Here is a 14066-nt window from a genome sequence, read left to right on the forward strand (position 1 = left end):
TTTGAGATGGAGCAGATCAATGATGACTTCAGCAACACCGACCTCGTAGTAGTGGTAGGAGCTAATGACGTGATCAATCCAGCGGCTCGTGAGGCTGAGGGCACCCCTATTTATGGTATGCCGGTACTCAATGTAGACCAAGCAAAGAAGATCATCATCTGTAACTACGANCTCAAACCAGGTTATGCCAANGTNCCNAACCCACTCTACGAAAACAAGGAGAAGGTGACCATGATGCTAGGCGATGCGAAGGAGAGTGTCGGCAAACTCATCAAAGAGTTGCACTCATCAGCACCTGTAGCTGCCCCAACCGCCAATCCATTGAGCGAAGAGATGAAGGCTGCTAAGAGCGTGATCATCGTACCAGGGTATGGTATGGCATTGGCTCAAGCGCAGCATCAAGTTAAGCAACTTGGGCAAGCCTTTGAGGAGAATGGTGCTAAGGTACGCTATGCTATCCACCCAGTAGCTGGTCGTATGCCAGGGCATATGAATGTGCTGCTTGCAGAGGCCGATGTAGACTACGAGGAGCTTTTTGAGATGGAGCAGATCAATGATGACTTTAGCAACACAGACCTCGTAGTAGTGGTGGGTGCTAATGATGTGATCAACCCAGCGGCTCGTGAAGCAGAGGGCACACCTATCTATGGTATGCCTGTGCTCAATGTAGACCAAGCAAAGAAGATTATCATCTGCAACTACGACCTCAAACCAGGTTATGCCAATGTCCCCAACCCACTCTACGAGAACAAGGAGAAGGTGACGATGATGCTAGGCGATGCGAAGGAGAGTGTCGGCAAACTCATTAAAGAGTTGCACTCAGCACCTGTGACTGCTGTCCCAACCGCCAATCCATTGAGCGAAGAGATGAAGGCTGCTAAGAGCGTGATAATTGTTCCAGGATACGGTATGGCCTTGGCTCAAGCTCAGCATCAGGTTAAGCAACTTGGACAAGCCTTTGAGGAGAATGGTGCTAAGGTACGCTATGCCATCCACCCTGTAGCCGGTCGTATGCCAGGCCACATGAATGTGCTACTTGCAGAGGCCGATGTAGACTACGAGGAGCTTTTTGAGATGGAGCAAATCAATGATGACTTCAGCAACACCGACCTCGTAGTAGTGGTAGGAGCTAATGATGTGATCAATCCGGCGGCTCGTGAGGCAGAGGGCACACCTATCTATGGTATGCCGGTACTCAATGTAGACCAAGCAAAGAAGATCATCATCTGCAACTACGACCTCAAACCAGGTTATGCCAACGTCCCTAACCCACTCTACGAAAATAAGGAGAAGGTGACTATGATGCTAGGCGATGCAAAGGAGAGTGTCGGCAAACTGATTAAGGAGCTAAATAGTTAGCAACACTTGAATAACTTTGTACATAAATAGAGGGTGCATAAAGATTTATGCACCCTCTATTTTTATATGACATCGCTTAGTCTAAAAACAACTTACACCAAGTTTGAAACTTCAGGACTTGCTCAGCCCCATGCTTGCTCATACCTTTGACAATCTGTTCCACACTTTTTTCTTTAGTGGGATCACCACTTTTTGAAAAGAAACAGTCTGCGAAACAGATAATCTGCTCTTCAAGAGATATAGGCACCATCTCTCGGTGTGGTAAAGGGAGATTTCTTTGGATGATCATTTCCAACGTTATCCCCACACCAGTATGCCGTTCACAGATCAAAGCATGCTTAGGAAGTCCTTCAGACATAAGTAGCTCACTACCGATAACTCCATGCTTAATATAGGGCTCCTCACCCACACACCCAATACTAGGTGCATCGCATCTAAATATACCTATATCGTGTAGCATCGCTCCCTCGTATATCAAAGCCTTGTCCAGCTTCCACTCTTTTCTTCTCCTCGCAATTTCCAACGCTTTTTTAGCTACACATTCGCTATGAATGGTGAGGATTTGATAGGCTTGCGAGTGTTTCTGATAATACTTTTCTAATATAGCATATACATCAAGACCTCCCTTAGGGGATCTTAATTCCTTTCCTTTTGTTGCCATGAAACAAAGAGAACTAGCTCCGTTTATAGGATGTTAATTGTAGATTTGCCGAGCCTATTTTCAGTTCGGCTTTAATCTTAACAGGCACCTGGTCTCGATCCCTAGTTAGCCACACTATGATTGCGCTTTTGCCGTTCTTAAACGTCTTATCATCCACCCTTATACCTACCTTCATTGCCTGCCTCCTTGTGCCATCCGGCATAGAGATAGTCTCTGTACCAAGTACTTGGTATTCTACATTCACCTTGTCTCTACCGAGCGATACAGTCGCCTTGATAGGCGATGACTTGGTAGTATTTACATAATCAAAAGTGCGCAATAGTGCCAAAGTCGATAGCAAGTCTACCACTTCCACCTCCGACTTCTTAAATATCATAGTGGTATCGACTTTGATTTCCCCATTAGCATTTCGCGTATTCTTTACACTGATGGTTGATGGTGAGTAGTTATAAGTCGAGATATCATTAGCGATATAACCATTTTCATTGACACGCTTCTCGAATCTAAGCGGAAGCTTTTGTGCACTATAGAGGGTCTCCAGAGTATCGCGCATTGGGTAGAAAGTATCTGCAAGGCTAGTGGTACGCATCAATAACTGACTAAAGTATTGACCGTCTCGCGTTTGCCTATTTGTAATAGATGCTTCAGCGAGTTTTCCCTTAATTAACCCCCACTGAAAGTTGATACTATACTGCAACTCTTCACCACTCGTAAAGATTGCAGACTTAGGTAGCCTACTTGTCTGTGCCCAAGCTCCCCATGAGAGAAGACTCATTAATACAACTACGACTCCCCTCGTAAATACCTTAATCTTCATACCAATATCTATTTAGTGCTCACTATCAAACCATACAACAATAAGATAGAGAGCAATAAACTTCGTTTAACGACTCTCTGGTAGAGGGATGATGTCAAACCCAGTATAGGGGCGTAGTGCTTTGGGTATTACGATGCCTTCAGCAGTCTGGTTATTCTCTAGAAGTGCAGCTACAATACGAGGTAGAGCCAGCGCACTACCATTCAGTGTATGACATAGTTCAGTCTTTCCCTCATCATTCTTAAATCTGCACTTTAAGCGGTTGGCCTGGAAACTCTCGAAATTGGAGACAGAACTTACCTCAAGCCATCTCTTTTGTGCTTCAGAGAAGACCTCGAAGTCAAATGTTAGTGCTGAAGTAAAGCTGATATCCCCACCGCACAGGCGTAAGATACGATAAGGGAGTTCTAGCTTCTGCACCAGGCTCTCAACATAGGCAACCATCTCTTTCAGAGACTCATAAGAGTGCTCAGGGTGATCAATACGCACGATCTCAACCTTATCGAACTGATGAAGACGATTAAGCCCCCTCACATCCTTCCCATAGCTACCAGCCTCTCTACGGAAACAAGCAGAGTATGCTGTTACCTTAATAGGAAAATCCTTAGCCTCTACAATCACGTCACGGAAGATATTAGTTACAGGGACTTCCGCTGTAGGGATTAGATATAAATTGTCTATATCGCAATGATACATCTGACCTTCCTTATCTGGTAGCTGACCTGTTCCGTATCCCGAATCCTCATTGACTACATAAGGAGGTTGAACTTCTAAGTAACCTGCCTCTCTTGCATTGTCTAAGAAGAAGTTGATAAGAGCACGTTGCAAACGAGCACCATATCCTTTGTATACAGGAAATCCAGCTCCCGTGATCTTAACTCCGAGTTCAAAGTCAATAAGGTCATATTTCTTTGCTAGCTCCCAATGAGGCAGTATCTCAAGTCCCTCTGGGAATGGTCTAATTTCACCTCCAGTTCTCTCTACTTTATTATCCTCAGCAGTGAGTCCTTTTGGCACGGATAGATGTGGGGCATTAGGCAACTCAATAACTAGCTGATGGATCTGAGACTCCAGCTCCTTTTTTCTCGTCTCTAAATCCTTAGACGATTCCTTTAGCTCCGATACAGCTGACTTAGCTTTCTCGGCCTCTTCGCGCTTTCCCTCACGCATCAGAAGCCCTATCTCCTTGGATATTTTATTTTGCTCCGCAAGAGAGTTATCCAAAGCACTCTGAGTGGAGCGACGCTCTTCATCAAGAGCACGTAGCTTTTCAATCACCTCGCGAGCATCTACATTTTTAATCGCCAGTCTCTCAATAGCTTCATCGCTATTCTCCAAAAGATATTTAATTGTCAGCATTTCTTATTACTATTAAAATTACGATACCATCCTCTATAATGTAGTACCTATATCATATTTACCTTTTACAAAGATACAAATATATCCATATTCAGTATAATCTTAATGTAATTATAGACTATGCCTCAACGTTTTTGTGGGAGCGTTTCAGCCTAGTGAAGAAAATACCCACCAATATTCAAAGACTTTTGAAGCTCTCAAGCTCTTTTTGCCTGAAAGCTGTGCCCACATTATATTGGTTGGCTATCAATTGTAAATTTAGATTTAGGTATGGTGTGTTAAGACGGGACTCAAATGCTTTTTATAATTAACTGAAATAAAGCACTATAGCTAACCCCTAACTGAGATGCAACTAAGCGATCGGTTAGTTGCATCTCGGCAAATGCTTAGTTGCAACTCAGTGATTGCTTAGTTGCAACTAACTTTTACCTCTCCTAAAGCCTAATCGTTGGGGGCACAAAAAGAACCACAAAACATAGTAGATTCCTTTGCCAAATTTCTCTCCAACGCCATACGAAATTGTTATTTAGCAAGTATTGATGAATTAGTGAGCTATAGTCTTATTTTATACTTATCTTTGTGGAAATAATGAGAAAGGGACACTTGGGTATGGATATCGGGAATAACGACCCACTTGCCTCAGAAAAATAATTACAACCCGAATACGAACTCAAAAGCAAGAAGAGTATTTATTGACTATGAATGGAAAAACCGTTGTAACAGGTGTGATAGGAGCTGATGCTCATGCGGTTGGCAACAAAATCATCGCTTATGCCTTATCTCAAGCAGGCTACAAGGTGGTTAATCTTGGAGTGATGGTTTCTCAAAGCGAATTTATTAACGCAGCTATAGAGACTAATGCTGATGCTATTCTCGTCTCTTCGCTCTATGGTCATGGTGAGATTGACTGCCAAGGTCTAAGAGAAAAGTGCGATGAGGCTGGTCTAAAGAATATACCACTATTAGCAGGTGGTAACCTCGTTGTAGGTAAGCAGGAGTTTAAAGATGTAGAAGCTCGATTTAAGAAAATGGGCTTTGACTGTGTTTATCCACCAAATACCCCAATCGAAAAAACCATAGAAGACCTACATAAGATCTTTGGGCTATAGTACTTCTCAGCATTATGTCTAAATTCTATGCATTTGCATATATCAAACGACTTAATAATATCTGACTAAAAGATGAAGTACCTTACCGCTGACTTTGGAAGCACATACACCAAAGTGACAGCTATTGATACCGACAAGTGCGAGATAGTAGCTACAGGTGCCGCCTTTACTACTATTGAGACTGATGTGATGGAGGGTCTCTCAAATGCCCTTAGTGATCTTGCAAACAAACTTGGATCCCCTTGGCAATACGACCGTTTTCTGTGCTGCAGCAGTGCAGCAGGTGGGCTCAAGATGATTGCCTCGGGTCTTGTCCCAGAACTGACTGCCAAAGCAGCTCGAACAGCTGCTAGCAGTGCAGGAGCAAAGGTGGTTAAGACCTACTCCTTTGAGATTAGCCGTAAGGAAGCCGAGGAAATTGAGCAGATTGCTCCTGATCTGATACTCCTTTGTGGTGGTACAGATGGTGGTAATCGCGAAACCGTTATCAATAATGCCAAGCGATTGTCAACCGTTAAAGGCAATTTTACTATCGTAGTGGCTGGCAATAAAAATGCTTCGGAAGAGGTAGATAAAATACTGACTGAGGCAGGAAGGCCACACGTCATTACAGATAACGTGATGCCCGACTTCAATACACTCAATGTGATTCCTGCAAAAGAGTGTATCATGCAGCTGTTTATTGACCAAATCATTGATGCTAAAGGATTGCACCAAGCTCAGGCTATGGCCAATAATGAAATCATCCCTACCCCATTGGCAGTTTTGAGAGCGTGCGAGCTACTCAGTATGGGTACACGCAACGAAAAAGGGATTGGTGAGATGTTGGCTGTAGACTTAGGTGGAGCAACCACTGACGTCTATTCAATTGCTAAGGGTGAGCCACAATCTGCTAATATTGTACAAAGAGGGCTTCCAGAGCCTCATAATAAGCGTACCGTTGAGGGCGACTTAGGCATGAGGTATAGCCTCTCATCACTAGCCGATGAACTTGACCTACACGATGTAGGTGCTGAGCTGGGACTCACAGCTGATGAGCTACAGGATTGGGTCAAAACTTGTGTAGCAAAGCCCTCCACACGAGCCACAGACGAAAGAGAGTCCAAGATGGAAAAGGCTCTAGCTAAAGGGGCTGTCTCAATAGCAATTGATCGACATGTTGGGCATATGAAGTCAGTGTATACCCCTATGGGTCAACTATATACCATTGATGGGAAAGACCTCACTAAAGTCGAAAATGTGTTGGGCATTGGTGGAGCCATTATCCATAGTGATGACCCAGCATTCGTGCTTAGTGGGGCTCAGTTTGATCCTGCACACTTTGAAGCTGCTAGACCAAAGGAGCCAAAGTTCATGATCGACAAAACTTATATTATGGCATCGATGGGGCTACTCAGCCAAGAGCTACCAGACGTGGCACTTAAAATTATGAAGAAAGAGCTCGTTTTGGTGAACTAAATTACATAGAAGACACGCTTAGTAGCTTCTATCCTTATGAGATTAAGACAATTAACAACCCACACTTATATATAAGTAAACTATAGTATGGAAATCCGTAACGTCCGCATTAGCGATGCAGAATTTCAAAAAGAGAGAGAAGAGGTCTTACAACAATGGCCTACCGGTGCACATGTAGACTTTGAAGAGGCCGTAGAGTACCAGAAAAAGATTCCAAAGTCACAGCGCTTTGATGAGAAGCTCCAAAAAGCTGATAAAGCTGGTGTAACATTGATTCAGCCTCGAGCAGGTGTAGCTCTTTATGATGAGCACATTAAGCTCCTACAGTTTCTAGAGAGAGAAGGTGAGGCAGATCTTCTTCCATCTACTGTTGATAGCTACACACGTCTGAATAGATACAACGAAGCACAAGTAGGTATTGAGAAGAGTAAGGAGAGCGGGCGTTCGATGCTTAATGGTTTTCCAATTGTAAACTATGGAGTAGAGATTTGCCGTACAGTGACCTCATCTTTGAGGAATCCAGTGCAAGTAAGACACGGTACCCCTGATGCACGACTCCTGACAGAGATTTCAATTGCAGGTGGATTTACCTCTTATGAGGGTGGTGGTATCTCTTACAATATCCCCTACTCTAAGGATCACTCACTAGCTAAAACCATTCGCTATTGGCAGTATACAGATAGACTGTGTGGTATGTATGCAGAAGCTGGTGTTGATATTAACCGCGAGCCATTCGGGCCCCTTACAGGTACATTGATCCCTCCATGTATCTCCAACTCTGTGGCGATTATTGAGGCTCTATTGGCTGCCACACAAGGTGTTAAAGACCTCACCGTAGGATATGGTCAGTGTGGTAACCTCATCCAAGATGTGGCTGCGATCCGTGCCCTGAAGAAGCAAACTAATGAGTATCTAGCCAAGTATGGATTTGGTGATGCAAAGGTGACCACAGTATTCCACCAATGGATGGGAGGATTTCCACAAGATGAAGCTAAGGCATTTGGCGTGATCTCTTGGGGCTCAGCTGCTGCTGCTCTTGCCAAGGCTACAAAGGTTATCGTAAAGACTCCTCACGAGGCGATGGGAGTACCTACTATGGAGGCGAATGCCGCTGGTCTTCGTGCTACTAAACAGGTGATATCTATGCTCAGAGACCAAGACTTCACAAATATCCCAGCGGTAGTTGCCGAGGCTGAAATTATTGAGGCAGAGGTTAACCAGATATTGGATAAGGTGTTCGAGCTAGGTAATGGAGACCTTGCACAAGGTGTCATTGCTGCCTTCGAATCTGGAGTACTCGATATTCCTTTTGCACCTAGCAAGTACAACGCCGGAAAGGTGATGCCTGCCCGTGATAATAATGGTGCAGTCCGCATTATGGATTCTGGCAATCTTCCACTCAGTCAGGACATTCTCAACTTCCACCGTGAGAAGCTAGAGGAGCGTGCCAAGAGTGAAAATCGTACTGTTAGCTTCCAGATGGTGATTGACGACGTATATGCTATCAGCAAGGGATTCCTTGTTGGTCGCAAGCAATAACAATAGAAAATACAAACAAAACAATTAACTACATATACTACAATTATGAAAATCAAAAAGGTAGTTTGTGCAGCTGGTAAGACAGGTTTTTACTTTGACGACCAGCGTGCCATCAAGAGAGGTGCCGTAAGTGATGGTGCTTTCTACTCAGGAGAAGTTGTTACAGAGGGCTTTACGAGTGTTCGTCAGGCAGGTGAGTCTATCTCCGTTCTATTTATTCTAGAGGATGGACAAATAGCTCACGGAGACTGCGCAGCAGTTCAGTATTCTGGTGCAGGTGGTCGTGACCCTTTGTTCCTAGCTAAGAACTTCATTCCTGTAATCCTCAAAGAGATTGCTCCAATGTATGAGGGTAAGGAAATTACCACTTTCCGCGAAATGGCTGATAGAGTGGATAAGTTTGTACGCCCAGAGACTGGAAAGGCTTTCCACACCGCAATCCGTTATGGTGTGACCCAAGCTTGTCTCGATGCAGTTGCAAAAAGCCAGCACAAGCTTATGGCTCAGGTGATTGCTAAGGAGTACAACACCAAGATTGCTGATAAGATGATTCCTATCTTTACTCAGTCTGGTGATGATCGCTATGTCAATGCAGATAAGATGATCATGAAGGGTGCAGAGGTGCTTCCTCACGCACTATTCAACCACGTAGAGCAAAAGACTGGTCTTAAGGGTGAGAAGCTACGTGCTTATGTAGAGTGGCTACGCAATAGAGTGATTGAAAAGCGTACTTGTGAGAGCTATAACCCTATCTTCCACATCGACGTATATGGTACCCTTGGAGTGGTATTTGACAATGACTTCAAGAAGATTGCCGAGTATATCGCTGACCTTGCAGAGGTAGCTAAGCCATTCCACCTCCGTATTGAGGGTCCAGTAGACGTTGAGGAGAAGCAAGCTCAAATCAAAGCTCTTCACGCTATCCGCCAACATATGGATGAAATGGGATGCTCTGCAGAGATCGTTGCCGATGAGTGGTGCAATACTCTAGAGGACATCATCGACTTTTCTAAGGAGAAAGCTGGGCATATGGCTCAGATCAAGACTCCAGACCTGGGGGGTATCAATAATGCTATTGAAGCTGTGCTTTACTGCCAGCAGCACGATATGGGAGCTTATCTAGGTGGTACTTGTAACGAGACCAACCGCTCTGCTGAGATCTGTGCACACATCGCCATGGCCACCTCTCCAGACCAAATGCTAGCTAAGCCTGGTATGGGTGTAGATGAAGGCTACATGCTTGTGTACAATGAGATGAGTAGAATTATTGCCCTTAAGGACATCATCTAAGTGAGTATAAAGAAAGAAATGGAAGAGATTAGAGTATTATCCCCAACCGCTATTCTTGGTTATGGCTTCCCATTGGAGTCATTCCAAGAGGGTATAAAGCGTAAACCAGATGTCATTGCTGTGGATGCAGGGTCTACCGACCCAGGTCCATACTATCTAGGTGCAGGCATCTCTTTTACAGATCGTAATTCTGTAAAGCGTGACCTTGAGATTATGATTCCTGCAGCTATTGAGGCTGGTATTCCTGTAATCATTGGTTCATCTGGTGGTTCAGGTGGTCGCCCTCACGTAGAGATTAATCGCAAGATCATTGAGGAGATCGCACAGGCTAAGGGGCTAACCTTTAAGTATGCAGAGATTTCAGCTGAGTTTGATAAGGAGCTAGTACGTAAGTACTTTAAGGATGGTAAGATCACTCCACTGTCTCCAGCACCCGAACTCAAGGAGCAGGACATTGACGATGCAGTACGTATCGTAGCTCAGATGGGTGAGGAGCCATTTATTGAGGCGCTCAATAATGGTGCTCAAGTGATCCTCGCTGGTCGTGCTTACGACCCAACTGTATTCTCCGCACTAGCTATCTCTAAGGGTTATCCAAAAGGACTAGCTATCCACATGGGTAAGATCCTAGAGTGTGCAGCTATCTGTGCACTTCCAGGCAGTGGTAGCGACTGTATGTTTGGTTACCTCCGTAAGGATCACTTTGAGCTAGAGACTCTTTCTCCAGACCGTAAGTGTACTACCCTATCTATTGCTGCTCATACTCTTTATGAGAAGTCAAATCCTTATATGTTACCTGGTCCTGGTGGACGTCTTAACCTTCACAATACCACTTTCGAGCAGGTTGCCGATAATCGAGTACGTGTCGCTGGTACTGTATTTGAGCCAACCGATGGTTACTTCGTGAAGCTAGAGGGTGTAAGGCGTGTAGGATATCGTACAATTGCTGTAGCTGGTGTTACAGACCCTATCTTCATCAGCAAGGTAGATGAGATCACCGAGGCGGTACGTGCAAGAGTGGATAATAACTTTAAGGACTACGGAATGAGCAGCTATTTCCTAGACTTTAAGGTCTATGGAAAGGGTGGCGTGATGAATATGTTCCCAGGCGTTAAGTGTGATACTGGCAACGAGCTTCTCATCATCATTGAAGCAGTAGGAGCTACACAGCAAGAGGCTGATACTATTTGTAGTTTTGCACGTAGTACGTTGCTACACTTTGGCTATGAGGGTCGTATCTCTACTGCTGGTAACCTCGCATTGCCATTCTCACCATCCGACGCACACATGGGTGAAGTATTCGAATTCAACGTTTATCACCTAATGAAGGTAGAAAGCCCAACGGCTCTCTTCCCTATTACTTACCGTGAGTTCAATAATGGAGTAGCTAAATAAAGGAAGGATAAAACTATGCAAACATATAAGTTAGTCGATATGGCTTCAGTGATCAGAAGTAAAAACTCTGGTCCCTACGAGCTTACTTTCGATATTATATTCAAGACCTTTGATGATTACAACTTCTTCAAGAAGCATGAGCCTATTAATAAGTCATCTTTCGCAAAGCTTTACGGCATTGCCGAGGAGGATGTGCTACAGGTGATTTATTTCGACCCTGCAAAGGCAGTAAAGGCCACCATCAAGCGTCCAATTCCTAGTGGTGCACTAGGAGAGACAGATGTGTATGGTGCTCAACAGCACGCTCCACTCATGAAGTTCACTTTTGATGCATAATCATCACAGTGCAAAGCCAAAGAGATTGCAGGAGCATTGGGTCTCCACGCAATACTATGCCCCTAGGGGTAAGGAGAGACTCCTTACCCTTGGGGAGCAATTGGCTCACTTTCATCTGAGCTTTACAGATCGCCTTATCGGCTTTATCGGTGACGCAGGGAGCGGTAAAAGTTCACTGATTAAGGGAATATTTCCTGGTCTAGAACTTGCTAATGACGATGATGTCCTTGACCCTCGTAAGATTATGCAAGTAAGGCAAGGGATGGAAAACCTCAGAGAGGCCTCTACCTACCATATTGACATGCGATTTCAGACTGCATTTACTCAGATGTATGAAATCGTTGACTTTGTTCAAGAGGCTCTGGATAAGGGCAAGCGAGTAGTTGTAGAGCACTTCAATCTACTCAATCAAGCACTAGGCCGCAATGCCGATATCATCTTTGCTATTGGTGAGGAGATCATCGTTACACGACCTAGCATTTTTGGGCCCCAACCACAAACTCTATACGATATTGTCCACACTTCACTGCTTTATCGTAAGATGGCTCACTCTGCCGAAGAGGTAGCAAGCTATGCACTAGATAAGCTATTCGGGCTAGATATGTCTAAGTATTATAGTGCGGATGTACCCTCGGGCTTTGTCTTGAAATTCAATGAGGATCCAAAACTTTCACGAAGCGATTTGGACCGACTTGAGGAAGAAATTATTCATTTAATCAATGAGGATATCTCTATTGATTATTATGATGAAGACCATATCCGAATGGGTAATGAGATAAAGCCTTGTGATGGTCCTCGTATTCATGTCCGCTCTACAGGTGAAATAGAAAACTTTTCATTACACAAGGAGCTCATCTACGACAAAAGGTACGACGCCTACTGCCTCATAGGTCTTCTGGATAAAGATCCTAAGAGCCACGAAGAACTCAATAATAGAAACTCATTCTACTTTTTAGGCAAGAAATACTAACGTATAGATATGAGAGAAATCAATGTAAAGCAGATTTCAGAGCTTGTCAGTAAGCTATGTATTGAAGCCTGCTACTTTATGACTCCAGACATTCACCAAAAGATTACGGAGTCCAAATTAATAGAAAAATCTCCCTTGGGACAAGAAATATTGGGAACCCTCCTCGAAAATAGCCACATTGCCCGCACCCAAGAGAAACCTCTTTGTCAAGATACCGGTATGACGGTTGTCTTTGTTAACCTTGGGCAAGATGTACACGTGATTGGTGGATCTATTGAAGATGCAATCAATGAGGGGGTTAGAGAGGGTTACGAAAAGGGCTATCTACGGAAGTCAGTAGTCAATGATCCTATTCTTCGGGAGAATACCAAAGACAATACTCCTGCTGTAATACACTATAACATCGTGCCTGGTGATAAAATTGAAATAGAAGTGTCTCCCAAGGGCTTTGGTAGTGAGAATAAGAGCCAACTCAGGATGCTTACACCAAGTCAAGGTGTTGAGGGTGTAAAGGACTATGTAGTTCAGGTTGTATCAGAGGCCGGTGCCAATCCTTGTCCTCCCATTATTGTCGGTGTAGGTATTGGCGGTACGATGGAGCGTTGTGCCTATTATGCCAAGCATGCTTTACTTCGTCCAGTAGGTCAACACAGCTCCAAGCCACACATCAAAGCTATCGAAGAGGAGCTTCTGGAGCGTATCAACAAACTAGGAATTGGCCCTGCTGGATTTGGCGGTACCACTACCGCACTTGCTGTAAATGTTGAGGTAGGTGCCACACATATTGCGGGACTACCAGTTGCTGTGAATATTGGCTGCCATGCTACACGACATGCCCATGGTGTATTGTAAGAGACACAAACTTATAAGCTACTAAAATGAGTACAGATAAACGCATTATAACCCCTCCCCTGACTGACGATGTTATTAAGACACTGCATGCAGGCGATATGGTCTATATTTCTGGCACTATCTATACCGCCAGAGATGCAGCCCATCTAAGACTGGTAGAGATGCTTAAGGAGGGTAAGCCTATGCCCTTTGACTTCAAAGGGCAAATCGTCTATTATGCTGGACCTGCTCCTGCAAAGCCTGGAGAGCCAATTGGATCGGTAGGACCTACCACTGCTGGTAGAATGGATGCCTACTCCCCTACCCTTATGAAGCAAGGTCTTAAGGCTATGATAGGCAAAGGTCTTCGTAGCCAAGAGGTGATTGATACTCTTAAGTCTGAAACCGGAGTTTATTTTGCTGCCATAGGTGGTGCAGCTGCTTTGATGGGACAAAGAGTAAAGAAAGCTGAAGTGATTGCATTTGATGACCTAGGCCCAGAAGCAATACGTCGCTTAGAAGTTGAAGAACTTCCTGTAATCGTAGCTATTGACTGCCAAGGTAATAACGCATACGAGAAAGGGAGAAGTCAATTTGCCGAATAAGGGGCAGACTAATCAAATTTAAAAAAAGAGAGAGGACCCATAAAAGGTCCTCTCTCTTTTTGCAGTATGACGGGCATGTCATACATCTGTGGTGAAAGTCCACTCGGGGCGTAGTTGCCAACGAACCCCATAGCGACTTGCAAGTTTCAAGGGGTGACCCTTGGGAGAGAAGAAGCAATAGCGAATTCGTGGCCTGACGAACAGAAACCTAATACTAAGGCGTATCAAGCGGACAAGCTGGCTACAGGCAGTGAAGTTCCAAAAGGCAACCGTAACCTTGATGCGTAAATTAGGCAGGTAAACGATGAAAGATGTATGGCTTATCCCGTGAGGCCTC

14 protein-coding genes are annotated in these 14066 nt (G+C 44.4%); 10 read left to right on the forward strand and 4 right to left on the reverse strand.

Annotated features, from left to right (window positions below; genetic code table 11):
* Positions 1–1359: NAD(P)(+) transhydrogenase (Re/Si-specific) subunit beta (locus A3GK_RS0109195; protein ID WP_018029161.1), on the forward strand; the 1359-nt coding region annotated here is incomplete at its 5' end.
* A 76-nt stretch (positions 1360–1435) separates the two neighbouring features.
* Here the strand turns inward: A3GK_RS0109195 and A3GK_RS0109200 are convergent.
* The 3 genes from A3GK_RS0109200 to serS form a co-directional block, all read right to left on the reverse strand.
* The gene (locus tag A3GK_RS0109200; protein WP_018029162.1) at positions 1436–2020 is read right to left on the reverse strand and encodes an HD domain-containing protein; all 585 of its coding nucleotides are present in this window, start codon (positions 2018–2020) and stop codon (positions 1436–1438) included.
* A 13-nt stretch (positions 2021–2033) separates the two neighbouring features.
* Entirely contained in the window at positions 2034–2837 is an 804-nt protein-coding gene (locus A3GK_RS0109205; protein ID WP_018029163.1) for a DUF3108 domain-containing protein, read from the reverse strand.
* A gap of 66 nt (positions 2838–2903) precedes the next feature.
* Complete coding sequence (serS, locus tag A3GK_RS0109210) at positions 2904–4196, reverse strand: serine--tRNA ligase (RefSeq protein ID WP_018029164.1); 1293 nt, start codon at positions 4194–4196, stop codon at positions 2904–2906.
* A gap of 698 nt (positions 4197–4894) precedes the next feature.
* On the opposite strand from serS, the gene glmS reads away from it, so the two are divergent.
* The 9 genes from glmS to A3GK_RS0109255 all read left to right on the forward strand — a co-directional run bounded on the left by glmS (position 4895) and on the right by A3GK_RS0109255 (position 13729).
* Positions 4895–5305: a methylaspartate mutase subunit S gene (glmS, locus tag A3GK_RS0109215; RefSeq protein WP_018029165.1), complete on the forward strand. Its 411-nt coding sequence runs from the start codon at positions 4895–4897 to the stop codon at positions 5303–5305.
* A gap of 72 nt (positions 5306–5377) precedes the next feature.
* The gene (gene glmL / locus A3GK_RS0109220) at positions 5378–6763 is read left to right on the forward strand and encodes a methylaspartate mutase accessory protein GlmL (protein WP_018029166.1); all 1386 of its coding nucleotides are present in this window, start codon (positions 5378–5380) and stop codon (positions 6761–6763) included.
* 87 nt (positions 6764–6850) lie between these two features.
* Entirely contained in the window at positions 6851–8302 is a 1452-nt protein-coding gene (locus tag A3GK_RS0109225) for a methylaspartate mutase subunit E (RefSeq protein WP_018029167.1), read from the forward strand.
* 45 nt (positions 8303–8347) lie between these two features.
* A complete protein-coding gene (locus A3GK_RS0109230; protein ID WP_018029168.1) occupies positions 8348–9592 on the forward strand; it encodes a methylaspartate ammonia-lyase in 1245 nt (414 codons plus the stop codon).
* 18 nt (positions 9593–9610) lie between these two features.
* A complete protein-coding gene (locus tag A3GK_RS0109235; protein ID WP_018029169.1) occupies positions 9611–10987 on the forward strand; it encodes an acyclic terpene utilization AtuA family protein in 1377 nt (458 codons plus the stop codon).
* 15 nt (positions 10988–11002) lie between these two features.
* Positions 11003–11323, forward strand: coding sequence for a DUF4387 domain-containing protein (locus tag A3GK_RS0109240; RefSeq protein WP_021903535.1), 321 nt, complete (start codon positions 11003–11005; stop codon positions 11321–11323).
* Positions 11316–12293 (forward strand): alanine-tRNA synthetase second additional domain-containing protein, encoded by a 978-nt coding sequence (locus A3GK_RS0109245; protein WP_018029171.1) that lies wholly within the window; start codon positions 11316–11318, stop codon positions 12291–12293. The genes A3GK_RS0109240 and A3GK_RS0109245 overlap by 8 nt, the downstream gene beginning before the upstream one ends.
* A gap of 9 nt (positions 12294–12302) precedes the next feature.
* Positions 12303–13145 (forward strand): fumarate hydratase, encoded by an 843-nt coding sequence (locus tag A3GK_RS0109250; protein WP_018029172.1) that lies wholly within the window; start codon positions 12303–12305, stop codon positions 13143–13145.
* 26 nt (positions 13146–13171) lie between these two features.
* Positions 13172–13729, forward strand: a complete 558-nt coding sequence (locus tag A3GK_RS0109255; RefSeq protein WP_018029173.1) for a Fe-S-containing hydro-lyase — start codon at positions 13172–13174, stop codon at positions 13727–13729.
* 78 nt (positions 13730–13807) lie between these two features.
* Here the strand turns inward: A3GK_RS0109255 and A3GK_RS11635 are convergent.
* A partial coding sequence (locus tag A3GK_RS11635) for a hypothetical protein (protein ID WP_211205466.1) occupies positions 13808–14066 on the reverse strand: 259 nt, incomplete at its 5' end.

The organism is Porphyromonas somerae DSM 23386, assembly GCF_000372405.1.
Taxonomy (GTDB): domain Bacteria; phylum Bacteroidota; class Bacteroidia; order Bacteroidales; family Porphyromonadaceae; genus Porphyromonas_A; species Porphyromonas_A somerae.